Source organism: Paenochrobactrum pullorum, assembly GCF_041929845.1.
Classification (GTDB): Bacteria; Pseudomonadota; Alphaproteobacteria; order Rhizobiales; family Rhizobiaceae; genus Paenochrobactrum; species Paenochrobactrum pullorum.
The window spans coordinates 1,114,422-1,138,132 of the sequence record NZ_JBHEEH010000001.1; the positions used below are offsets into that span (position 1 = coordinate 1,114,422).

A 23,711-nucleotide genomic window follows, 5' to 3' on the forward strand; every position below is an offset into this window, starting at 1 on the left:
TAATCTTATGAATAATGGCAAGACTGTTTCTGCCGAATCCGGACAAACTTTCCGGACATTGCGTAATTTGTGGCCCTATATGTGGCCTGCAGAGCGTCCTGATTTGCGTATGCGGGTGATCTGGGCCAGCTTTTATTTGGTCATCGCCAAGCTGGTGCTGATCTCGGTGCCTTACTTTTTCAAATGGGTTACTAATGCGCTGAACGGCCAGTTGAATGCACCGGATTTCATTCCGGCCATTTTGATTGGCGCTGTGATGCTTGTGGTGGCTTATAATGCCGCACGTATCATTCAGGCTGGTTTGAACCAATTGCGTGATGCGCTATTTGCCAGTGTCGGCCAATATGCCGTGCGCCAATTGGCTTATAAAACCTTTGTCCATATGCACCAATTATCGCTGCGGTTTCATCTTGAGCGCCGCACCGGTGGCCTGTCTCGTGTCATTGAGCGTGGTACCAAGGGCATAGAAACCATTGTCCGCTTTACCATTCTGAATACCGCTCCCACGGTGCTGGAATTTGCACTGACAGCCTTCATTTTTGCTTATTCATATGGCTTTTCATATCTGGCAGTGGTGGCGATTACCGTTTGGGCTTATACATGGTTTACCATCAAAGCCAGCGATTGGCGCATTAATATCCGTCGCGAAATGAACGATTCCGATACGGAAGCCAACACTAAAGCCATCGATTCCTTGCTGAATTTCGAAACCGTTAAATATTTCGGCAATGAAGCCATGGAAGCCAAACGCTTTGACGGGGCAATGGCGCGCTATGAAAAAGCCGCCACCCAGACATGGACATCGCTTGGCTGGCTCAACTTCGGGCAGGCAGTTATTTTCGGTGTTGGCATGGCCATCGTAATGGTGATGTCGGCAATGGAGGTCAAAGCCGGTACACAGTCCTTAGGTGATTTTGTTTTCATCAATGCGCTGTTGATGCAGTTGTCTATTCCACTTAATTTCATCGGCTTTATCTATCGTGAAATCCGTCAGGGTTTGACCGATATTGAACAGATGTTTGATCTTCTTGATGTCGATCAGGAAGTGCAAGATAAACCGCAAGCTACACCACTGATCGTTCATGAGGGCGCTATCCGCTTTGATGATGTGTATTTTGCCTATGATCCGTTGCGCCCGATTTTGAAGGGGATCAGTTTTGAAGTGCCGGCCGGTAAAACGGTGGCAATTGTCGGGCCGTCGGGCGCGGGTAAATCAACATTGTCACGTTTACTCTTCCGCTTTTACGATATTCAGTCCGGGACCATTACCATCGACGGGCAGGATGTACGTGATGTGCAGCAGGAAAGCTTGCGCCACGCAATCGGCATGGTGCCGCAGGACACTGTTCTTTTCAACGACACGATTGCGTATAATATCCGTTATGGCCGTATGTCTGCAAGTGAAGAAGAAGTGGAGCGTGCAGCAGAACTGGCGAAAATTTCCGGCTTCATCAAGCATTTGCCAGAGGGCTATCAGGCGATGGTGGGCGAGCGTGGCTTGAAATTATCAGGTGGTGAAAAGCAACGTGTAGCGATTGCCCGTACCATTTTGAAAGCCCCGCCAATCCTGATTTTGGATGAAGCGACATCGGCTCTGGATACAGCAACCGAGCAGGAAATTCAGCAGGCTCTTGATCTCGTCAGCCGTGACCGCACGACTTTGGTAATCGCGCACCGTTTGTCGACCGTAATTAATGCCGATGAAATTATCGTGTTGAAAGAAGGCGCTATTGCTGAAAAAGGAACCCATCGCCAACTGCTCGCACAAAAAGGACTTTATGCTTCGATGTGGGATCGTCAGCGTGAAGCAACGGAGGCAGAAGAACGTTTGCGGCAAGTTCGTGAAAGCGATGATCTGGGTATTTTATAAGCAGAATCTCTTTCTCAAAACATTCTCTTAAATATTTGATAAAAGGCGGCTTTCGTGGAATTTCCTACGAAAGCCGCCTTTATTTTTATCCATATTCACCTTGTTATTAAGGCGGATAAAATAGTTTACGTTGAAAAAATGGGGATATTGGCAATCAAAACCGATTTAAAATGTGCGATTATCGCTGCAATTATGTGAAACAATGTCATGAAACGTGAATAGCTGCCGAAATGGTTTTGTTTTTGGCCAGAATGCAGTAAGTATCTGCAAAACTCGAGGATGAACTGATGAGCCTTGCCGATTCAATTCGTAATACATTTGTCCCTATCCACCGTGAGGGATATCCATTCATTGCCGGTTTTTTTGTTGTCTCATTAATTTTGGGATGGCTGTGGAACCCGCTTTTCTGGGTGGGTATGGTTCTCACCATCTGGTGCATTTATTTCTATCGTGATCCCGAACGTGTGACGCCGATGGATGACCGGCTGGTCATTAGTCCGGCCGATGGTAAAGTGTCCTTTGTCGGTGCTTATGTGCCGCCGGCAGAACTTGGTTTGGGTGATCAGCCACGCACACGTATTTCCGTTTTCATGAATGTGTTTTCGGTGCATATCAACCGTGCACCGGTTCGCGGTCAGATTGAAAAAATCATTCATCGTCCGGGTAAATTTTTAAACGCAGAGCTTGATAAATCGAGTGCTGAAAACGAGCGCAACAGCGTTTTGATCGATAGTCCTAAGGGTAAAGTGGCTGTTGTGCAGGTCGCAGGTCTTGTCGCACGCCGGATCATTTGCTGGTCGAATGAAGATGACACATTGTCGGTGGGGGAGCGTTTCGGTCTTATCCGCTTCGGATCCCGTCTCGATGTTTATCTGCCGGAAGGTGCAGTTGCGCGTGTTGCTGTTGGTCAAACGGCTGTTGCGGGTGAAACTGTGCTGGCCGAATTTGACACAGACCACTCAGAACCAACAGTACGGATTGGTTGATACAAATGGAAACTGGGTTTCCGGAAAAAGATAGCAGCGCTGACAAGGCAAATGCTGAAGGCGATACAGTTATTATGGAAAGTCGGGGGCCCCGGCTTTCGCAAATTCCGCTGCGTATCATTATTCCCAATATCATTACAGTGCTGGCAATTTGCGCCGGACTGACCGGTATTCGGTTGGCATTTGAAAACCGCTTCGAACTTGCGGTCATGATGGTGCTGATTGCGGCTTTCCTGGATGGCCTCGACGGACGTGTCGCGCGGATGATGAAGGGCTCTTCCAAATTCGGCGCGCAGATGGATTCACTTGCCGATATTGTAAATTTCGGCGTGGCTCCGGCCTTGGTGCTCTATTCATTTATGCTGGATCAGGCACGTTCATTTGGTTGGACAGCGGCACTTTTATACGCAATCGCCTGTTGTCTTCGTCTGGCACGTTTCAATGTTATGACAGAAGACCCGAACCGTCCTGCTTGGCAAAACAATTACTTCATCGGCGTTCCGGCCCCAGCTGGCGCCATGTTGGTATTGCTACCGGTTTATTTGGGCTTTTTAGGTCTGGTTCCAACTAAGACGCTGGCCTTTGTTGCCGCCGGTTTCACGGTTCTGGTTGCTTTTTTGCTGGTGAGCCGCCTGCCTGTTTATAATGGCAAAACTGCAGGCAGCTATATTCGCCGCGATCTGGTCGCACCGCTTATTCTCTGTGTGGTGATCTATGTCGGTCTGCTGACAAGCTATACATGGTATACGCTGACTGTCACGGCTATTGCTTACACCTTTATCATTCCATTGAGCTGGGTTGCTTGGAACCGTTGTGAGGCTTCTGAAAAATGTAACAGCAGCATGCCCGCAACCGATGATCACGAAAGCATTATCTAACAATTGATAGTTACAAAAAAGGCTCTGTGAAAACAGAGCCTTTTTTTATGGGCATATCAATCTGCAGAAAATTAATCCGGCAGATGGTAATCAAGAAAACGATCTTTCGGCACATCAAATAATTTGCCGGTAAGCGTCAGAGTAGGATCGGCAAGCGCCACGATCTTTTTAGCGACATCTTGCGGATGCGGCAGGCTATCCGGATCTTCACCCGGCATAGCTTGTGCGCGCATGGCAGTACGGGTAGGGCCGGGATTGACAGAGTTGACCCGCAGAGAGCTGTTTTTAGTTTCCTCTGCCCAGCTTCGCGCCAAAACTTCAACAGCAGCCTTGGATGCCGCATAAGGGCCCCAGAATGCGCGGGCTGTGTGCGCAACGCCGGATGACAACACGATAGCCCGCCCCGCATCAGAGGCGCGCAAAAGCGGGTCAACCGAGCGGATGAGACGCCATGTGCTGGTTACGTTGATATTCATTACCTTTTCAAAGGTCTTGGCTTCTACATGACCGATTGGTGAAATGGTGCCAAGCACGCCAGCATTGGCAACCATAATATCGAGCTTGCCCCAGCGCTCGTGAATAGAGCCGCCCAATCGGTCGAGAGCAGGGAAGTCGGTTAAATCAAGTGGTACGAGCGTCGCCGAACCGCCTTGCTTGCGGATTTCATCATCCAGTTCTTCCAGTCCGCCTACCGTGCGGGCAACTGCAATCACATGTGCACCAGCTTTTGCAAGCTCCAGTGCAAGGAAATATCCGATGCCGCGCGATGCGCCGGTCACCAGAGCCAGACGGCCGTTAAGGTCGATGCTCATACCAATCCTGTCATATGTTAGAAGATTACTGGTCAGCGTTAGCCATTATTTGTTACCCGTTGCTGGCCAATAATGATAAATTATGGATATTGTTTTCATTGTCCTGATCGAGCAGGCGTGTCGGGTAATCTCCGGTGAAATAGTGGTCTGTAAACTGCGGATGATCATTATTGCGTGGCTCGCCGCCAACGGCAAGGTAAAGTCCATCAATCGACAGGAATGCAAGTGAATCTGCACCGATATAGCGGCACATCGCATCCATATCTTTATACTGATTTGCGAGCAGCTTTTCTGCGTCGGGTGTGTCGATGCCGTAGAAGTCGGGATAGAAAATCATCGGGCTGGCAACGCGGATATGCACTTCGGCCGCGCCCGCATCGCGGATCATTTGCACGATTTTGACAGAAGTCGTTCCGCGCACAATCGAGTCATCAACGAGGATAACGCGTTTGCCTTCGATGATTTCACGGTTGGCTGAATGTTTCAGCTTCACGCCAAGCGCTCGGATTTGCTGGGTCGGCTCAATGAATGTTCGGCCAACATAATGGTTGCGGATAATGCCAAGCTCGAACGGAATGCCGCTTGCCTGTGCATAGCCGATAGCCGCCGGTGTGCCGCCATCAGGAACAGGCACCACCACGTCAGCATTAACGTGTGATTCTTTGGCCAGATTGAAACCCATGTTTTTGCGCGCATTGTAAACATTGCGGCCGCCAACAACGGAATCAGGACGGGCAAAGTAAACATATTCGAACATGCAAAGACGTTCAGACTGTGGTTTTTCCGGCTTGATGGATTGGGTGGTGATGGAGCCGTCCGGCTGTAATTCACACACGATGACTTCGCCGTTTTCCACATCACGAATGAAAGTCGCACCGATAATATCAAGCGCACAGGTTTCTGAGCAGAAAATCGGTTTTCCGTCGAGTTCGCCCATTACAAGCGGACGGATGCCGACAGGATCACGCGCTGCGATCAGTTTGGTGCGGGTCATGGCGAGAACGGCATAACCGCCTTCAACCTGACGGATGGCATCAACAAAACGATCAATGGAGGATGTATGACGGGAGCGGGCAAAAAGATGTAAGACCACTTCGCTGTCGGATGTGGACTGGCAGATGGCACCCGCTGCAATCAGTTGACGGCGCAGTGTCAAACCATTGGTGAAATTACCATTATGGGCAATCGCAATACCGCCCACTTCCAATTCGGCAAACAATGGCTGCACATTGCGCAAGATAGTTTCGCCGGTGGTGGAGTAGCGCACATGACCGATTGCCAGATCGCCCGGAAGCTGTGCCAATGTTGCAGGATCAGTAAAATGATCACCGACCAGCCCCATATGACGCTCGGAATGAAAGCGATTATTGTTGAAGGTAACAATACCTGCCGCTTCTTGTCCGCGATGCTGAAGGGCGTGCAGGCCAAGCGCTGTCAGCGCCGCCGCATCTTTATGGCCTAAAATACCAAAGACACCGCATTCTTCATGTAAAGAATCTTCGTCCAGCATATATGGGGTTTTATCAGCATTACTATGTATCATTGCCGCAAGGCCTTTCGATTGCAGAGCAATTAAAAACACTCTCTAACACAGAAGCACTTTTCATTGGAAGCAAAGAGTTGTTGCCGCAAAAAGCTTTTAACCACCGGTATCAGGCGTGTTTTCTGGTCAAATTTTGATCTGGTGTGATCTAACAAAATGCTAAAAAGCAAAAAAGCCACAGAAAAGAATTCCCATGGCTTTATTTGAAATTATCAATTTTATTGTGCCGGTTCTGCTTCCGGAGCAGGTGCGCTATTTTGATCTGCATTTGCAGGGTCGTTGTGATTTGGCTTCAGCTTGTCAATAAAGCTGGTGTCCGGATCTGCTGGCAGGAGTTCAACCAGTTTTTCTCCCAGATTATCAAGAAACGCCTTGGATTTGGCATTGGCTACCCAAGCAGGCTGATCGGTGCTGACCAACCAGTTGAAGAACAGCATGGCGACAACCATTAACAAGATGCCGCGTGCTGCACCAAACAAAAAGCCCAATGTGCGGTCAAGCGCACCAATGCGGCTGTCGATGATGAAATCGGCAATTTTCATGGTGATAATGGAAACAATAATCAGCGCGACGAGGAAAACCGCTGCTAAGGCTGCAATTTTCGCCAATGTGTCACTGGTGACATAAGGCTGAATGAATGGCAGGACTTTTGGATAAAACAGATAAGCGGCAGCGGCTGCTGCTGCCCAGGAAGCGACCGAAAGCACTTCCCGTGAAAAACCCCGTACCATCGCCAGAACGGCGGATACGAGTGTGATTCCAAGAAGAATTCCATCAAGAAGGGTGATTGGCATTCGGCCTGTCCTTAATCTACTTAAACTCTATCCTTGCATGCCTGTGGCATTTTGCAAGTCAGCTTTCATTCATCGGGCGATTTATACACCCAGTTTTAATCGTTCTTTTTGCCTTGTCCCGAAGTGGCAATATCTACAACCATATCGGCCAGCGCAACTTTTTCGGTTAAACGGAATTTAGCATTTTTCCATAACTCGCTGCTGCCACCTGGGACTATCGCATGCCTGAAACCAAGCTTCTCAGCTTCCTTCAAACGCTGCACGGGGTGGGACACCGGACGAATAGCACCAGAAAGACTGATCTCGCCGAAATAAACGCTATCGGCCGGAAGGGCAATAGCTGCAATGGAGGAAACAAGCGCTGCCGCCACAGCTAAATCGGCCGCCGGCTCGGAAATACGATAACCACCGGCCACATTGAGGTAAACATCATGCTGGCCGAAGCGCACACCGCAATGGGATTCAAGCACGGCCAGAATCATTGAAAGACGGCTGCTATCCCATCCCACCACGGCACGCCGGGGCGTTCCAAGGGTTGAAGAGGCAACCAGTGCCTGAATTTCTACCAGAACAGGTCGTGTGCCTTCCATGCCCGCAAAAACCGCAGCCCCTGGTGCTTTTTCATTGCGTTCGCCTAAGAATAATTCGGACGGATTGGCAACCTCACGCAAACCTTTATCGGACATTTCAAAAACGCCTATTTCGTCGGTGGGGCCAAAGCGGTTTTTGACGGTGCGAAGGATACGGTAATGATGACCACCTTCGCCTTCAAAATAAAGCACCCCGTCTACCATATGCTCGACCACGCGAGGGCCAGCTATCTGACCTTCTTTGGTAACGTGACCAACGAGCACCACGGCAGCGCCGGTCTGCTTGGCGTAGCGGATCATTGCTTGCGCTGAAGAGCGCACCTGCGTCACGGTTCCGGGTGCACTATCGGCCAAATCTGTCCAAAGGGTCTGGATAGAATCGATAATCACCAGATCGGGGCGCTTATTGCCGGCAATCGTTGCTAGAATATCTTCAACATTGGTTTCGGCAGCAAGTTCAACCGGAGAAGACGCAACGCCTAAACGCTGCGCACGGAGCCGAATTTGCGCAACCGCTTCTTCGCCTGAAACATAGACAATGCGATGCCCCTGATTGGCAAGTGCTGCTGCGGCTTGTGTCAAAAGGGTGGATTTACCAATACCTGGATCACCACCGATCAGAAGCGCTGAGCCGCGCACAAAGCCGCCGCCTGTGGCACGGTCTAACTCGGCAATACCCGAAGAAATGCGTGGTGCATCTTCAATCTCACCGTCAAGCGAGGTAAGGGTGACGGCGCGCCCTTTTCGGGCGCTGCGCAAAGATGAGGGGCCGCTGCCGATACCGCTATTGGTGCCTTCTTCGACAAGTGTGTTCCATTCGCCACAGCTATCGCATTTCCCAGCCCAGCGCGTATGCACGGTGCCGCAGTTTTGGCAGATAAACTGCACTCTGGCTTTGGCCATTCGTTATACCTTTTGTAAAGCCATCGGCAGTGAAAACCTATTCATATTGTTCCGGTACATAAGATCCTTCAGCCAGATCCGCAAAGCGGGTGAATTCTGACTGGAAGGCGAGTTTAACAGTACCGGTTGGCCCGTGACGCTGCTTGGCAATAATAACGTCCGCCGTGCCTTTGACCTTTTCAAACTGCATTTTCCATTCGTCATATTTCGGATCGAATTCGTCACGCGGTTCAAGGTTTTTGACATAATATTCTTCACGGAACACGAAAAGTACCACGTCAGCATCCTGCTCGATCGAACCCGATTCACGTAAATCCGAGAGCTGCGGACGTTTGTCGTCACGGCTTTCCACTTGTCGGGAGAGCTGTGAGAGCGCGATGATCGGCACATTCAGCTCCTTGCCCAAGGCTTTCAAACCAGTGGTGATTTCGGTAATTTCCTGTACGCGGTTTTGCGAGGAGGCTTTGGAAGAACCAGTCATCAGCTGGACATAGTCGATCACCAGAACATCAAGGCCGCGCTGACGCTTCAAGCGGCGCGCACGTGCGGCGAGCTGCGCAATGGAGATACCACCCGTCTGGTCAATATAGAGCGGAATTTTCTGCATCACCTGTGAGCAGGCGACCAGTTTTTCAAAATCGGTTTCGGTAATATCACCGCGGCGGATTTTCGAAGACGAAACTTCTGTCTGCTCGGAGATAATACGTGTGGCGAGCTGTTCAGCCGACATTTCGAGCGAGAAGAACCCGACAACGCCGCCGTTGATTGCTTTAATGCTGCCATCCGCTTGTTGCTCGCCTTCATAGGCATTGGCAATGTTGAAGGCGATATTGGTCGCAAGCGAAGTTTTACCCATCCCCGGACGCCCCGCGAGAATGATCAAGTCGGAAGGCTGCAAACCGCCCATCTTGACATCCAGCGACTGAATGCCGGTTGAAACACCGGAGAGATGGCCGTCACGCATGAAGGCGGCATTGGCCATATCAACGGCTGTTGTCACTGCATCTTTAAATGCTTGGAAACCACCGTCATAACGGCCGGTTTCAGCCAGTTCAAACAAGCGGCGCTCGGCATCTTCAATCTGGCTTTGTGGTGCCATATCCACGGGCGCATCATAGGCGACATTGACCATTTCCTCACCAATATTGATAAGGGAGCGACGCGTGGCGAGATCATAAATCGCGCGGCCATAGTCTTCAGCGTTAATAACGGTAACCGCTTCGGCAGCAAGGCGCAGCACATATTGGAAAACCGTCAGATCACCGACTTTTTCTTCCGCCGGAAGAAAAGTTTTCATCGTTACCGGATTGGCCATTTTGCCTACACGGATCAAATCACTGGTAATTTCATAAATGCGTTTATGCAGCGGTTCATGAAAATGCGTTGGCTTCAGAAAATCTGAAACGCGATAAAATGCATCATTATTGATCAAAATTGCGCCGAGCAGAGCCTGTTCGGCCTCAATATTGTTCGGAGTTTCACGGTAAAGCCCGCCTTGACCATCGCGGCCTTCGCCCCGTGGTTCGGTTAGTTTGTGTACCGTTGCTTCCGCCATAATCTCATGCCCTATATTTTGAAAAATCCGGCTGAAAACGTCTAAGCCAACCGGATTACCAATATATGTACCTCATCTGAAGCGATGAGGGTACAGGCGATAGCATGATTCACACTGATTCACAGGGACTATGTGACATCTTCCGTTCATTCTGTGTGAATGTATGATTGCGGCTTTCAGTATTGGCACTTGCCCGCATACTATCAAGCCTGCGTAAGCGCTTTTCCTCAACTTCAATATAGTTGCGGGTAAGGGGTACCGATTCTTGCCGATGCGCAATTTGAATATGGAACACCATCATATCCTGCCAGCGGAAGGCGCTCTCGGAACCGGCCAGATAAAATTCCCACATTCTGCAAAAGCGTTCATCATAGAGCGCTTTAGCTTCATCGCGCCGCGCCATAAAAGCTTCACGCCAAGCTTTGAGTGTTTCGGCATAATGAAGGCGCAGGATTTCAATGTCGGTGACGATCAATCCTGCCTTTTCAATGTGGGGTAAAACTTCCGAGAGTGCAGGAATATAACCTCCGGGAAATATATGGTGACGAATAAAAGGATTAGTCGCGCCGGGGCCATCACTGCGGCCAATCGAGTGCAATAAAAAGACACCGTCTTTTTTAAGCAGTCGTGCCACATGCTGGAAATATTCAGCAAAATGACCGACGCCCACATGTTCAAACATCCCCACAGAACTGATGCGGTCATATTGGTCGGTGAGATGGCGATAGTCTTTGAGTTCAAATTTAGCGCTGTGACTTAAATTTTCTTGTGCAGCACGCTGGTTGGCAATTGCATGTTGTTCCTCCGATAAAGTCACTCCGGTCACATCAGCCTCGAGATAGCGCGCCATATAAAGGCCCAAGCCACCCCAGCCACAGCCGATATCCAGCAGTTTATCGCCTTCATTAATCAAAAGCTTGGCAGCGATATGGCGTTTTTTGGCCAACTGCGCTTCAGCCAAAGTGCTTGTCTGAGTTTCAAAATAAGCGCAGGAATATTGCTTGTCGGGATCGAGAAATAAATCATAAAGCGCACCCGACAGATCATAATGGCTTTTGACGTTTTTTGACGAGCGCATGATGTTATTCATCTGCTGTAGGCGACGAAGACTGCGGCGCGCAAAGGCAATTGCCCGCATCCATGGCTGGGTAGCCGCATAGGGCCCCGTATTTTCAAAGACGATTTGCAAGAGGAGGTAAATATCACCCTCAATCACATCCAGCTCGCCGTCCATATAGCACTGGCCAAGCTGAAGCTCAGGATCAAATGCAATCGCTCGTTCGGCATGAGGCGTATTAAAACGGATATGCAGGTGAGGGCCACTGCCGTCACCATAACGGGTGGTATTTTGTTTGAAATCTGTCACGGACAGATTGCCGGTCTTGATGATGCGCTTCAAAACCGTATGTAAAAGTCCATTCATCGCCAATCTCCCCAACTGAAGGACTGGATGATGAAGTGATGCCGATCCGCGCTTTTAATCGTTAAGGGCTGGCGCGGATTGCCCCACTTACACCTTAAACAGTCTGCTACTGCTGTACAGAATAAGCACTTTTTTGGTTCTGAAAAGAGAAAATACCCGACATTTCTGCCGGGCATTACTTTTACATCATCTTTTTATTTAAAAAGATGCGGGATTGCCCCGAATATCTTGGCAATTAAGCCTGTTCTTCTTCTTCTGAAACTTCGAATTCTTCTTCGTCGATTTCTTCAGATAAAGTCTGTTCTTCAATGCCATAGATAGCTTCGATTGAAGTCAGGTCTTCACCTTTTTCCTGACGTTCAGCTTCTTCAGCCGAACGGGCAACGTTAACAGCAACGGTTACTTCTACTTCAGGATGCAGCACGATCAAAACATTGTGAAGACCAATCGTTTTGATTGGGTGGTTGAGTTCAACCTGGTTGCGGTGCAGCGAGAAGCCGGCTTCAGTGATGATATCAGCGATATCACGTGTTGAAACTGAACCATAAAGCTGACCGGTTTCACCAGCTGAACGAACAACAACAAAGCTTTTTCCTTCGAGCTTGTCTGCAACAGCCTGAGCTTCGTTTTTACGTTCCAGGTTCTGTGCTTCGAGCTGAGCGCGCTGACCTTCGAACTTCTTCAGGTTAGCTTCGTTCGCACGCAGAGCTTTGCCCTGTGGGAGAAGGAAGTTGCGGGCAAAGCCGTCTTTAACTTTTACAGTTTCGCCCATCTGGCCGAGGCGGGCAATACGTTCCAGGAGAATAACGTCCATGGGATATTCCTTTCGAGTGTGTGTGTAAAATTACGATTGATCAGTTTTTTGTCTCTTTGAAACCGGCGCTGTGCGGGTTGTGTCGAACAGGCCGATAACAAAGAAGATGAGAAGCAGTGGTGCCAGCAGCATAATACCGACATAAGCGAGCCACAGAATCAGCGGGCGCAGGCTCATGCCTCGGGTGCGCTGATGCATGATGGCAAAACCGGAGAACAAAAATCCGGTGCCAAGTGTACCGACAAAGACAAGAGCTGCCTGAGCAAGACTTGCACCAAAGAAAGACAATGCCAGTGCAACGGCAAAAACGCCGAGTGCTGCAACCGGCATGCGCAAAGTGGTCGGCCAGTCATCACGCGGACGTCTCAGGCGACCGGATGCACCGGTCAGGCGTAGCGCCAGATAAAGATTACCGACGAGAGCTGCAAGCGCGATGGCTGGCTGCATGGCTGGCAAGACCACCATCAAAATGGAGGTCAATGTCGCCTGCATATCGGCATCGGAATGATAGGCTGGTTCAGCTTCTTTAAGGCGTTCCATCACTTGTGCGGTCAATTCGCGCACCATATCTTCACCAAAGCCAATGATATAGCCGATGATGATGAAGCTGATGGCAACCATCAGCGCTAAGCGGAAGATGATCTCGGAGAGGGGATACCAGACCAGAATATTGGCAGAGCCGCCCAGATCACTGGCAGGACGCGCTAGACCTGAAAGATAAGCGCCGATTGCTGCCGGAATAAAGCTGGTCAGCGCAATAAGCACTGCTGCCATCGGCACACTGACGACGCTGACTGTTGCCGTTGCAGCAACAGCTGCGATGATTCCAGCAGTTGAACCCCAGCCGAGTGCTGCCACAAAAATTGGTAATGGTGTCAGGAAATACAAAACCATCGCAATGCCCGATTGGGCAATGACGCCAGACGACATTAATGCAGAAGCCAATCCTGCAAGTATGCCGACGCCAATGATGGTTTTATCGAATTTCATAAGTTCCGCTGTCCTGCGCGCAAGAATTTGAGCGTTCTTGGCCATTGCAGTTAGAGGTTTCGGTTTAAACCGCTCAAACCCCAACTCGAGTTTTAAAAGTGAACCTGACCTGCGCTCATCGCAGAAGGTTTTAGTGCGTATAGAGTAGAAGAGACTTGCGGGCAATGCAAAAGCACCGCCCGCAAAGCAAAACTTATTTCACAACATATGGCAGCAGGCCGAGGAAACGTGCGCGCTTGATCGCTTTAGCGAGTTCGCGCTGCTTCTTCTGGCTCACAGCTGTGATGCGTGAAGGAACGATTTTACCGCGTTCTGAAATGTAACGCTGCAAAAGCTTGATGTCCTTGTAATCGATCTTTGGTGCATTAGGACCAGAGAACGGGCAAGTTTTACGACGACGATGGAACGGGCGGCGTGTTGGGATCTGATTGATATCAACCATAATTTATGCTCCTTCGCCAGCTTCGTTATCACGTGGACGACGTGGACCGCGGTCACCATCGCGAGGGCGACGTGGACGATCGTCATCACGGCCGAAACGGTCGTCGCGTTCGCGACGGTCATCACGGCGTGTCAGCATTGCCGACTGGCCTTCTTCGTGTTCTTCTACACGTACTGTGAGGAAGCGCAGAACATCTTCATTGATGCGCATCTGGCGTTCCATTTCAGCAACAGCTGCCGCAGGGGCATCGATGTTGAGAAGTGTGTAGTAAGCTTTACGATTCTTTTTAACGCGATAAGTCAGGGGACGAAGACCCCAGTTCTCAATGCGCCCGACTTTACCGCCATTAGCTTCGAGGACACCCTTGAACTGTTCAACGAGGGCATCAACTTGCTGCTGCGTAATATCCTGTCGGGCAAGGAGCACATGTTCATAAAGAGCCATTGGCTTTGCCTTTCTTCTGTTTCTCATTGGCTCGAAATCAACGGCTAAGCCTCTGCGACTTCTCCTTAACCGCTATTGCGGGAAGAAAGGACGCTGGTCGAGACGATCGAGAGCGGAGACACGGGAGATGAAGCGCTTTGTTGCTTCTCAAGTCGTTGTTATAAGAACAACCAACATGATCCTCCGTTCAGCCCCCAGCTGACGCCGAGCAATGAATGTGTGGCTCATAAGCGTTTTTCCCCGCCTTTGCAAGCTGCAATGCGGCTGATATGCGACAAAAGCTTGACTTGTGCGCAGAGCAAAGGCACATCGCGGGAGAGAAAAAACAAAGATTATGCGGCTTTCAGTGTTCGGCTGCGGTGATAATCCGTCATTGAATACAGATAAAACTCATATAAACTGCACAATCTTATGTAGGCTTGTGTGGGCTTATATGGTCTTCATAAATGAGTTTGTACCGCTGCATTATATAGAGTGAGGTATTTATGACCGTAGCATTTACTTTCCCCGGCCAGGGCAGTCAGGTTGTTGGCATGGGCAAGGCGCTTGCTGAACAATTTGCAGAAGCACGTGCAGTTTTTGCCGAAGTTGATGATGCACTCGGGGAAAAGCTATCAGTGACCATGTTTGAAGGTCCTGAAGATGTGCTGACACTCACGGCCAATGCGCAGCCGGCCTTGATGGCAGTATCGATGGCTGTGGTGCGTGTGATGGAAGCGCAAGGCTTTTCGTTGAAAGAAAAAGTCTCTTATGTTGCCGGTCACTCATTGGGTGAATATTCGGCCCTTTGCGCTGCCGGTACATTCTCATTGGCTGATACAGCACGTTTGTTGCGCATTCGCGGCAATGCCATGCAACAGGCTGTGCCTGTAGGCCAAGGCGCTATGGCGGCGATCATCGGTCTGGAGCAGGCGGATGTCGAATCGGTCTGTGCTGAAGTCGCATCTTTGGGCGCTGTCCAGATTGCCAATGATAATGGTGGCGGTCAGTTGGTTATCTCCGGCTCGAAAGCAGCAGTTGAGGCAGCAGCAGCCAAGGCTTCGGAAAAAGGTGCCAAGCGCGCCATCATGCTGCCGGTTTCTGCACCCTTCCATTCTAGTCTGATGTCGCCTGCGGCTGATGCCATGCGTGAAGCACTGGCCAATGTGCAGAAAAACGATCCGGTTGTGCCTTTGATCGCCAATGTGCGTGCAGCTCCGATCACCTCTGCTGCCGAAATTGCTGATTTGCTGGTTGAACAGGTTACCGGACGAGTACGCTGGCGTGAGACCGTTGAGTGGTTTGCGGCAAACAATGTGTCGACACTCTATGAAGTTGGCTCAGGCAAAGTTCTCACCGGTCTTGCGCGTCGTATTGCCAAGGAAATAAATGGTGCGACCGTTGGATCCGCTGAAGAAATTGAAGCGGCATTGGCTACGCTAAACGTATAATAATAAAAGCACCTCCCAAAGAGTGAGAAGCGTTTTTGGGATTAAGATGTGCGATGAAGAACAAAAGGATCTATTATGTTTGATCTGTCTGGCCGCAAGGCTCTGGTAACCGGTGCAACCGGTGGTTTGGGTGAGGCAATTGCCCGCGCATTGCATGCACAAGGTGCGATTGTCGGCTTGCACGGTACGCGCAAGGAAAAGCTTGATTCTCTGGCGGCAGAGCTGGGTGAGCGCGTTTTTGTGTTCCCTGCCAACCTGTCCGACCGTGAAGAAGTCAAAGCACTCGGCCAGAAGGCTGAAGAGGAAATGGGCGGCATCGACATTTTGGTCAATAATGCCGGTATCACAAAAGACGGTCTCTTCGTTCGTATGAGCGATGAAGACTGGGATGCAGTATTGAACGTCAATCTGACATCAGTTTTCAATCTGACACGCGAAGTGACCCATCCGATGATGCGTCGCCGTCATGGCCGTATTATCAACATTTCTTCGATTGTTGGCGTCACGGGTAATCCGGGTCAGGCAAACTATTGTGCATCAAAAGCTGGATTAATCGGTTTTTCGAAATCGCTTGCACAAGAAATTGCCAGCCGTAATGTAACGGTCAATTGCATTGCTCCGGGATTCATCGAATCGGCTATGACCGAAAAGCTCAATGAGAAGCAAAAAGACGCAATCATGGGCTCAATTCCGATGAAGCGTATGGGAACAGGCGCCGAAATTGCTGCTGCTGTCGTTTATTTGGCAAGTGATGAAGCAGCCTATGTGACTGGTCAAACTGTCCATGTGAATGGCGGAATGGCAATGATTTAAGCCTTTTATGTGCCTAAAAAGCCATAAAGGAAGCTCAAGAAGCAGATGATTGGGCAAAATCTGCTTTGCCTTGCTCAAGAAGCATGGTAAATGCCGCGCCCAAGAAACAAGATGCCTCGCTTGAAGCGTCTTAATCTCGTTCCGCAAGGAATATCCACAGGATGTATGCTAAAGGATGTAAAGACTACAGTTGGCAGACATCTTATAACTTGATTACAATCATGCATAACGCTAACCAAAGCGTTGCAATTAAACACAGGTCGAGGTCACGACATGAGCGATACCGCAGAACGCGTCAAGAAAATCGTTGTTGAACATCTGGGCGTGGATGCCGACAAGGTCACGGAAGGCGCGAGCTTTATCGATGATCTCGGTGCAGACAGCCTTGATACAGTAGAACTGGTCATGGCGTTTGAAGAAGAATTCAGCGTCGAGATCCCTGATGATGCAGCAGAAACCATCCTTACCGTTGGTGACGCTGTTAAGTTCATCGACAAAGCTTCTGCTTAATATTTGAAAATACGGGATCGGAAGGTTCCGGTCCCGTATTTTTTATGCACAGCTTCAAAAAAGCGCAAAGCAGCTTTGGGGCAGCGTGTATTTAAGGAAGTCGAGAGAGCATTTTCAATTTTTAAATTTAAGCTGTAAATGCTCTTGATGAACCGGTTATTTAATCGGTTTATTTTTTATTGACTAAATTCAAATGTAACTTTTAGGCGTACCGGCGCCTTGAAACCTTTAAAGGTTTAGCCCGGCGCGCGTTCAAGGCGACAAATCATCTTCTCCGCTGAAGAGCGGAACATAGTTTGAGATTGTCATACTCGAAGGAGTGAATATGAGGCGTGTCGTTATCACCGGTTTAGGTCTGGTGTCACCGCTGGCAAATGGCGTTGAAGAGACATGGAAGCGTCTTCTTTCCGGTCAAAGCGGCGCTCGCCGTATTACAGAATTTGAAGTTGATGATCTGGCGTGTCAGATTGCCTGCCGCATCCCTGTAGGTGATGGCAGCAACGGAACATTCAATGCTGATTTATACATGGAGCCGAAGGAACAGCGAAAAGTTGATCCTTTCATCGTTTACGCTGTGGCTGCGGCAGATCAGGCGCTGGATGATGCCAATTGGCATCCCGAAAGCGACGAAGATCAGATTGCAACCGGTGTATTGATCGGTTCCGGCATCGGCGGCATCGAAGGTATTGTTGAGGCTGGTTATACGCTGCGCGACAAAGGTGCACGACGTGTCTCTCCGTTCTTCATTCCTGGCCGTTTGATTAATCTGGCTTCCGGCCATGTATCGATCAAGCATAAGTTGCGCGGACCAAACCACTCAGTGGTGACTGCCTGTGCAACCGGCACCCATGCGATTGGTGATGCTGCGCGCATGATTGCTTTGGGCGATGCCGATGTGATGGTTGCAGGTGGTACAGAATCACCGGTCAGCCGTATTTCGCTCGCTGGCTTTGCAGCTTGTAAGGCACTGTCCACCAAGCGTAATGACGATCCAACTGCCGCGTCTCGTCCTTATGACGATGACCGTGATGGTTTCGTTATGGGTGAGGGCGCTGGTGTTCTCGTTCTGGAAGAACTGGAACATGCACTGGCACGTGGCGCGAAAATCTACGCAGAAGTCACCGGTTACGGTATGTCGGGCGATGCTTATCACATCACTGCTCCAAGCGAAAACGGTGAAGGTGCACAGCGTTGCATGGAGGCAGCTTTGAAGCGTTCCGGCATTACGCCTGATCAGATCGATTATATCAACGCACACGGCACCTCTACGATGGCAGACACGCTTGAATTGGCAGCGGTTGAGCGCGTTGTTGGTGATGCAGCGTCGAAGATTTCAATGTCTTCAACCAAATCATCGATCGGCCACTTGCTCGGTGCTGCCGGTGCTGCGGAAGCAATCTTCTCGGTTCTGGCAATCCGCGATAATATTGCACCGGCCACAATCAATCTGGACACGCCGTCGGTTGAGACCAAAATCGATTTGGTACCGCACAAGCCGCGTGAACGCAAAATCGACACGGTTCTTTCAAACTCGTTCGGTTTTGGCGGAACAAATGCATCGCTGGTGATGCGTCGCTATCAGTAAGCTTGCTCTTTTAATCGAGAGTCGGGGATAAGCAGGGCGCCAGTGCAAAAAACACTGGCGTCCTTTGCATATCTGACGATGATAGTGCCGACAAGATGGGGGCGTTGCACGATCAGGCATCATACAGATATTCTGTTTGGCCGGATTATTGTTTAATATTTGTAACAATATTTTTGCATGCTCGCCCTAAAGATATCCATTATTTGTTTTATCAAGCCTATCTTGTTGCAAGCAGATTTGATGATTGATCTCGGTCTGTTTCAAATTAATAAGAATGGATTGCTGAAGTTTGTTAAAACCATCAGCGACACAGCATGAAAAATTGGATCGAGGTGATCGAGTGAGCTCAGACGATAAAAATCCGAAATCTCAGGAAGTTAAGCCTGTTGATGCATCTGAAGATGCAGCTAAGGTTGCGGATAAAGCAGCTGAGCTTGCAGATCAGGGCACTCATACAACAACGGATTTATCCGATGGCGAAGCATCGCCACGTATAGAGCAAGAAACCTATCCGCAGCCAGAACCAGTACAAGCCTCAGAAGCCGTTACAGAAGTGGCAGGCGATGTTGCAAGTGAATCGGCTAAGCCTTTCGTGCCAAAATCGGCTACAGAAGCCTTGCGTCCGCAACCGGGCCCAAAGCCGCCTAAAAAGCGCTCACGCGCTGCTCGCAGCCAGATTGTGATCTTTGCAAACTTCATGCTTTCGTTGTTGGTTTTAACCGTTATCGCTGCATCGGCTCTTTTCTACTTTGGAAAATTGCAGTTTGATGGTCAGGGGCCCTTGCAGGAAGAAACCGCTTTTTTGGTGAAGCGTGGCTCCGGTATTACCGAAATTTCCGATAGTTTGGAACGGCGTGAATTTATCACGGATGCCCGTATTTTCCGTTATGGTGTGCGCGCATACGGCTTGGAAAATGATATGAAGGCCGGTGAATATATGATCCCGGCCGGTGCATCAATGCGTGATATCATGACCGTTCTGGTGAGTGGCAAGTCGATCATGTATCCGCTGACCATTCCGGAAGGCTTAACGGTGAACCAGATTTTCGAGCGCCTGGACAAAAATGAAATTTTGACCGGGGCGTTGCCGAAAGAAATGCCTGCCGAAGGCTCGCTGTTTACCGATACACTATATTTTACCCGTGGTACAACACGTGCTGAAATGGTTGAGCGTATGCTGGCTTCGCAGAAGAAGCTGGTTGAAGATATTTGGGCAACGCGTCAAAACGATCTTCCGGTTAAAGATATCAATGAATTTGTAACTTTGGCATCTATCGTTGAAAAAGAAACCGGCATCGCAGCAGAGCGCCCGCATGTTGCATCGGTTTTTGTCAATCGTCTCAATCAGGGTATGCGTTTGCAGTCTGATCCAACGATCATTTATGGTTTGTTTGGCGGTTTGGGCAAACCCTCTGACCGGCCGATTTATAAGTCTGATATCGAGAAGCCGACGCCATATAATACTTATGTAATCAACGGTTTACCTCCGACTCCAATTGCCAATCCGGGTCGTGCTGCGTTGGAAGCGGTCGCAAAGCCGCTGGCAACCAAGGACGTTTATTTTGTTGCAGATGGTACCGGTGGTCATGTCTTTGCCGAGACGTTGAAAGAGCATAATGAAAATGTGCGTAAATGGCGTGGCATCGAGCAGCAAAAGCGCGATGCCGCCACTGCGCCGGCAGCGCAATAAAACTGGTAAAACAGCTTAAATCGTCGCGTGAAACGGGCAATTTGTCCGTTTCACGCATATTTATTTCAGTATTTTTATCCATAAGATGAATACTAAAAATCAGCGCAGGGGTTGCGTCTTATGACACTGCAAAGCATGACCGGGTTTGCCCGTTACAGCGGAACACACCAAAATGGCGGACTGGTGACGAATTTCACTTGGGAAATACGCTCGGTGAATGGCAAGGGGCTTGATGTGCGTTTGCGGCTGCCGCAGGGCTTTGAAGCACTGGAGCACAATATTCGCGGCCTTGTCGCCAAAAGCTTCACACGCGGTAATATGCAGGTGTCTTTGAATATTGATAATGGTGCGGAGCGCCATGAGGTTTCAATCAATTATACGCAGGTCGAAAAGCTGCTGAATGCCTCGCAAGAATTACAGGCGCGTTTTGGCGTTGCTCCTTTAACGCTTGATGGTTTATTTGCCCTTCGTGGCGTGTTGGATCAACCGCAAGAAGCGACTTCCGAAGAAGAAGAGGCTGCGTTAAAAGTAGCGGTGCTTGATGGCTTAAGCGCATTATTGTTGCAATTGAAAGAGACACGTGAGCTTGAAGGTCAGGCTCTGCAACGCATCTTTGAAAAGCATGTGGACGAGATTTCGACCCTTACTGAAAAAGCGCGCCATGATCCGGCGCGTACTGTCGAAGCGATTAAAACCCGCTTGGCGTCGCAGGTTTCTCTGCTGCTGGATGCGTCACAACCGTTGGATAAAGACAGGCTTTATGCAGAAGCTGCTTATTTGGCCACCAAAGCTGACATACAAGAAGAACTGGACAGACTGGACACACATGTGGCATCTGCCAGAAAATTATTAAAAGACGGCGGTGCAATCGGGCGCAAGCTTGATTTTCTGTCGCAAGAATTTAACCGTGAAGCCAACACACTTTGCGCGAAATCCAATGCAGCAACGATTACAGCCATCGGACTGGAACTCAAAGCGGCCGTTGATCAGTTTCGTGAACAGATACAGAATCTGGAGTAATTCATATGGCCATCTCATCAACTGAACATGGCGTTGCCCGTCGTGGCCTGATGCTGGTGATTTCTTCGCCGTCGGGCGCAGGAAAATCAAGCATTGCAAGATTGTTGCTGGAAGACAGAGAGATGGATTTGTCCCTTTCTGTCAGCGTCACCACCCGCACACGTCGCCCGAGCGAGGTGGAAGGTATCCACTATCATTTCATCAGTGTGGCTGAATTTGAACGTCTGCGTGATAGCGATGCACTGATTGAATATGCAGAAGTGCATGGCAATTTCTACGGTACGTTACGTGCGACTGCTGAAGATGCACTGGCTGATGGTCAGGACATGTTGTTCGACATTGACTGGCAGGGTGCAGACCAGTTGCAGGCGAAAATGCCGGCCGACGTTGTTTCCATTTTTGTTTTGCCGCCATCCATGAAAGAACTGCAATCGCGTTTGCATCGCCGTGCGGAAGACAGTGTGGACGTGATAGAAACGCGCCTTCATAATGCGCGCGTTGAAATTCAGAAATGGTCAAAATACGATTATATCGTCATCAATGAAGATTTGAATCGCTCTTATGCTGCGGTGAAAGCCATTGTAACCGCCGAGCGTTTGCGCCGTGACCGTCGTCCGGGATTGTTCGATTTTGTCGATCAGTTGTTGGGTGAGCCGGCAGACAAGTAAGATAAAATAAAAAACGCCGGAGGTACTTCCGGCGTTTTTTGTTCATTAATCCAGTGCATTGGCAAGAGCAACAAACTCTTCAATGCTCAATGTTTCGGCGCGTCTGGTACCGTCAATACCGGTCACTTCCAATAGCTTGGAACCATTGACGGGTTTAAGGCTTTGGCGCAGCATTTTACGACGTTGACCAAATGCCGCTTGCGTTATCCGTCCAAGCTTCTGCGCGTCGCATGGCAATGGATTGTCGAGCGGAGTGATATGTACCACCGACGACATGACTTTCGGTGGCGGTGTAAAAGCCTGTGGTGGTACATCAAATGCAATGCGTGACTGGGTGCGCCAGCCCGCCAACACGGCCAAACGGCCGTAATGGTCGGTGTTGGGTGCTGCAACTATGCGCTCGGCCACTTCGCGCTGAAACATCAATGTCATCGATCGATAATAAGGTGGCCAAGGCTCGCTTAACAGCCAGTTGATCAGCAATTGCGTGCCGACATTATAAGGCAGATTGGCGACAATGCGTGGTTTGTTTTCATCTGGAAAGAGCGCTTGAAAATCTTGTTGCAGCGCATCGCCGGAAATCACTTTCAACCGACCCGGATAATGGCTTTCAATTTCGGCTAGTGCTGGCAGGCAGCGCTCATCGCGCTCAATCGCGGTCACAATTGCACCTTGCGCCAATAATGCGCGTGTCAGGCCACCAGGCCCGGGCCCCACTTCAATTACCGGCTGATCCTGCAATTGCCCTGCTTGGCGGGCAATTTTGGATGTCAGATTGAGGTCGAACAAAAAATTCTGGCCTAAAGATTTTTTAGGCATCAAATCATATTGTTCGAGCACTTGACGCAAGGGAGGTAAATTATCAATGCTCATATACTTATATCTTCCATTGCTGTATCTGCCAGTCGACGTGCCAATTTGAGGGCAGCCAGTAGACTGTCAGGACGCGCAATATTCTTTCCTGCAATTTCAAATGCTGTGCCGTGATCTGGAGAGGTACGAATAAACGGCAGGCCGAGCGTGACATTCACGCTTTCATCAAAAGCCAGCGCTTTGGCCGGAATGAGAGCCTGATCATGATACATGCAGATTGCCACATCATAGGATTGGCGCGCACGCACATGAAACATCGTATCAGCTGGCAGCGGGCCTTTGATATCCATGCCTTTTGCGCGTAGTGTTTCAATGGCAGGGGTGATGATGGTTTCATCCTCATGCCCTAAAGCACCGCCTTCACCTGCATGCGGATTCAAACCTGCAACGGCAATGCGTGGCTGCTGGATACCAAAACATATACGCAAATCGCGTTCAGTAATGATGATGGTTTCTTCTATCAATACAGTGGTTAGCTGTTTTGGCACATCATGCAACGGAATATGGATGGTAACGGGTACGGCTCGTAAATCTGGCCCCGCCAGCAGCATAACCGGCATGACCGATCTGCCAAGATGTTTGGAGGCAAGCTGCGCCAAAAACTCCGTATGACCCGGATGCTCAAAACCGGCATCATAAAGCGGTTTCTTGGAAATAGGGCAGGTGACAACTGCAGCAGTTCTGTTTGCCATTGTCAATGCAACGGCTTTTTCAATTGCTTCAATAATACCCGCAGCATTTTCGGCTAATGGAATGCCGATTCTTTCAGTCAATGTATTTTCGAGCGCCATAACCGGTAAAAACTGTTCAAAATCAGTCTGTGCAGTTTCCGCTGTGGAAATTTTAACGGGTATATCAAACTTTAAATGAGCGGCACGTAAACGCAACTGTTCAGGATCTGCGAGCGCTAAAAATGCTGGTACATTTAATTTACGCCGATTGAGCCAAAGCGCCAACGCTAAATCAGGCCCGATGCCGGATGGATCGCCGATACTAAGCGCTAATGGTTTCATTTTAAGTCCGTTGTTAAATGCAACTGCCATTTCAGCTTAATGAAAAGCTGAAATGGCAGCAAATG

General features: G+C 49.6%; 23 protein-coding genes. 11 read left to right on the forward strand and 12 right to left on the reverse strand.

The features are described 5' to 3' along the window. Nucleotides 1-7: 7 nt before the first annotated feature. The 4 genes from JNC77_RS05330 to pssA all read left to right on the forward strand — a co-directional run bounded on the left by JNC77_RS05330 (nucleotide 8) and on the right by pssA (nucleotide 3,734). Nucleotides 8-1,870 (forward strand): ABCB family ABC transporter ATP-binding protein/permease, encoded by a 1,863-nt coding sequence (locus JNC77_RS05330; protein WP_374830109.1) that lies wholly within the window; start codon nucleotides 8-10, stop codon nucleotides 1,868-1,870. A 54-nt stretch (nucleotides 1,871-1,924) separates the two neighbouring features. Next, nucleotides 1,925-2,068, forward strand: coding sequence for a hypothetical protein (locus JNC77_RS05335; protein WP_374830111.1), 144 nt, complete (start codon nucleotides 1,925-1,927; stop codon nucleotides 2,066-2,068). A gap of 89 nt (nucleotides 2,069-2,157) precedes the next feature. Then, nucleotides 2,158-2,856, forward strand: a complete 699-nt coding sequence (locus tag JNC77_RS05340; RefSeq protein WP_374830113.1) for a phosphatidylserine decarboxylase — start codon at nucleotides 2,158-2,160, stop codon at nucleotides 2,854-2,856. 74 nt (nucleotides 2,857-2,930) lie between these two features. Then, nucleotides 2,931-3,734, forward strand: coding sequence for a CDP-diacylglycerol--serine O-phosphatidyltransferase (pssA, locus tag JNC77_RS05345; RefSeq protein WP_374830531.1), 804 nt, complete (start codon nucleotides 2,931-2,933; stop codon nucleotides 3,732-3,734). A 71-nt stretch (nucleotides 3,735-3,805) separates the two neighbouring features. Here pssA and JNC77_RS05350 read toward each other — a convergent pair whose 3' ends face one another. From JNC77_RS05350 to rpsF, 10 genes are all read right to left on the reverse strand, one after another. Continuing rightward, on the reverse strand, nucleotides 3,806-4,546 hold the full coding sequence (locus tag JNC77_RS05350) for an SDR family NAD(P)-dependent oxidoreductase (RefSeq protein WP_374830115.1): 741 nt from the start codon (nucleotides 4,544-4,546) through the stop codon (nucleotides 3,806-3,808). A 52-nt stretch (nucleotides 4,547-4,598) separates the two neighbouring features. Next, complete coding sequence (gene purF / locus JNC77_RS05355; protein WP_374830117.1) at nucleotides 4,599-6,089, reverse strand: amidophosphoribosyltransferase; 1,491 nt, start codon at nucleotides 6,087-6,089, stop codon at nucleotides 4,599-4,601. A 218-nt stretch (nucleotides 6,090-6,307) separates the two neighbouring features. Continuing rightward, nucleotides 6,308-6,883 (reverse strand): CvpA family protein, encoded by a 576-nt coding sequence (locus tag JNC77_RS05360; RefSeq protein ID WP_374830119.1) that lies wholly within the window; start codon nucleotides 6,881-6,883, stop codon nucleotides 6,308-6,310. Nucleotides 6,884-6,978: 95 nt separating this feature from the next. Continuing rightward, nucleotides 6,979-8,376, reverse strand: coding sequence for a DNA repair protein RadA (radA, locus tag JNC77_RS05365; protein ID WP_374830121.1), 1,398 nt, complete (start codon nucleotides 8,374-8,376; stop codon nucleotides 6,979-6,981). A 37-nt stretch (nucleotides 8,377-8,413) separates the two neighbouring features. Then, nucleotides 8,414-9,931 (reverse strand): replicative DNA helicase, encoded by a 1,518-nt coding sequence (locus JNC77_RS05370; RefSeq protein ID WP_374830123.1) that lies wholly within the window; start codon nucleotides 9,929-9,931, stop codon nucleotides 8,414-8,416. 109 nt (nucleotides 9,932-10,040) lie between these two features. Further along, the gene (locus JNC77_RS05375; RefSeq protein ID WP_374830125.1) at nucleotides 10,041-11,354 is read right to left on the reverse strand and encodes a cyclopropane fatty acid synthase; all 1,314 of its coding nucleotides are present in this window, start codon (nucleotides 11,352-11,354) and stop codon (nucleotides 10,041-10,043) included. A 235-nt stretch (nucleotides 11,355-11,589) separates the two neighbouring features. Further along, entirely contained in the window at nucleotides 11,590-12,168 is a 579-nt protein-coding gene (gene rplI / locus JNC77_RS05380; RefSeq protein WP_374830127.1) for a 50S ribosomal protein L9, read from the reverse strand. Between the two features lie 30 nt (nucleotides 12,169-12,198). Beyond that, nucleotides 12,199-13,158: a DUF2232 domain-containing protein gene (locus JNC77_RS05385; protein WP_374830129.1), complete on the reverse strand. Its 960-nt coding sequence runs from the start codon at nucleotides 13,156-13,158 to the stop codon at nucleotides 12,199-12,201. Between the two features lie 193 nt (nucleotides 13,159-13,351). After that, entirely contained in the window at nucleotides 13,352-13,600 is a 249-nt protein-coding gene (rpsR, locus tag JNC77_RS05390) for a 30S ribosomal protein S18 (protein ID WP_094506475.1), read from the reverse strand. 3 nt (nucleotides 13,601-13,603) lie between these two features. Next, entirely contained in the window at nucleotides 13,604-14,044 is a 441-nt protein-coding gene (gene rpsF, locus JNC77_RS05395) for a 30S ribosomal protein S6 (protein WP_374830131.1), read from the reverse strand. A gap of 485 nt (nucleotides 14,045-14,529) precedes the next feature. On the opposite strand from rpsF, the gene fabD reads away from it, so the two are divergent. The 7 genes from fabD (at nucleotide 14,530) to gmk (ending at nucleotide 21,760) form a co-directional block, all read left to right on the forward strand. Continuing rightward, complete coding sequence (gene fabD, locus JNC77_RS05400) at nucleotides 14,530-15,474, forward strand: ACP S-malonyltransferase (protein ID WP_374830133.1); 945 nt, start codon at nucleotides 14,530-14,532, stop codon at nucleotides 15,472-15,474. Nucleotides 15,475-15,549: 75 nt separating this feature from the next. Then, nucleotides 15,550-16,287 (forward strand): 3-oxoacyl-[acyl-carrier-protein] reductase, encoded by a 738-nt coding sequence (gene fabG / locus JNC77_RS05405; RefSeq protein WP_374830135.1) that lies wholly within the window; start codon nucleotides 15,550-15,552, stop codon nucleotides 16,285-16,287. Nucleotides 16,288-16,560: 273 nt separating this feature from the next. Further along, entirely contained in the window at nucleotides 16,561-16,797 is a 237-nt protein-coding gene (locus JNC77_RS05410; protein WP_184220179.1) for an acyl carrier protein, read from the forward strand. A gap of 325 nt (nucleotides 16,798-17,122) precedes the next feature. After that, nucleotides 17,123-18,382 carry a beta-ketoacyl-ACP synthase II gene (gene fabF / locus JNC77_RS05415; protein WP_374830137.1) on the forward strand — a complete coding sequence of 420 codons (1,260 nt, stop codon included), beginning with the start codon at nucleotides 17,123-17,125 and terminating at the stop codon, nucleotides 18,380-18,382. A 493-nt stretch (nucleotides 18,383-18,875) separates the two neighbouring features. Further along, on the forward strand, nucleotides 18,876-20,072 hold the full coding sequence (mltG, locus tag JNC77_RS05420) for an endolytic transglycosylase MltG (protein ID WP_374830533.1): 1,197 nt from the start codon (nucleotides 18,876-18,878) through the stop codon (nucleotides 20,070-20,072). 120 nt (nucleotides 20,073-20,192) lie between these two features. Next, entirely contained in the window at nucleotides 20,193-21,092 is a 900-nt protein-coding gene (locus tag JNC77_RS05425; protein ID WP_374830139.1) for a YicC/YloC family endoribonuclease, read from the forward strand. 5 nt (nucleotides 21,093-21,097) lie between these two features. Further along, on the forward strand, nucleotides 21,098-21,760 hold the full coding sequence (gene gmk / locus JNC77_RS05430; protein WP_374830141.1) for a guanylate kinase: 663 nt from the start codon (nucleotides 21,098-21,100) through the stop codon (nucleotides 21,758-21,760). A gap of 45 nt (nucleotides 21,761-21,805) precedes the next feature. On the opposite strand, the gene rsmA is transcribed toward gmk, so the two are convergent. Then, nucleotides 21,806-22,633 carry a 16S rRNA (adenine(1518)-N(6)/adenine(1519)-N(6))-dimethyltransferase RsmA gene (rsmA, locus tag JNC77_RS05435; RefSeq protein WP_374830143.1) on the reverse strand — a complete coding sequence of 276 codons (828 nt, stop codon included), beginning with the start codon at nucleotides 22,631-22,633 and terminating at the stop codon, nucleotides 21,806-21,808. Then, entirely contained in the window at nucleotides 22,630-23,646 is a 1,017-nt protein-coding gene (pdxA, locus tag JNC77_RS05440; RefSeq protein WP_374830145.1) for a 4-hydroxythreonine-4-phosphate dehydrogenase PdxA, read from the reverse strand. The genes rsmA and pdxA overlap by 4 nt, the downstream gene beginning before the upstream one ends. Between the last annotated feature and the right edge of the window lie 65 nt (nucleotides 23,647-23,711).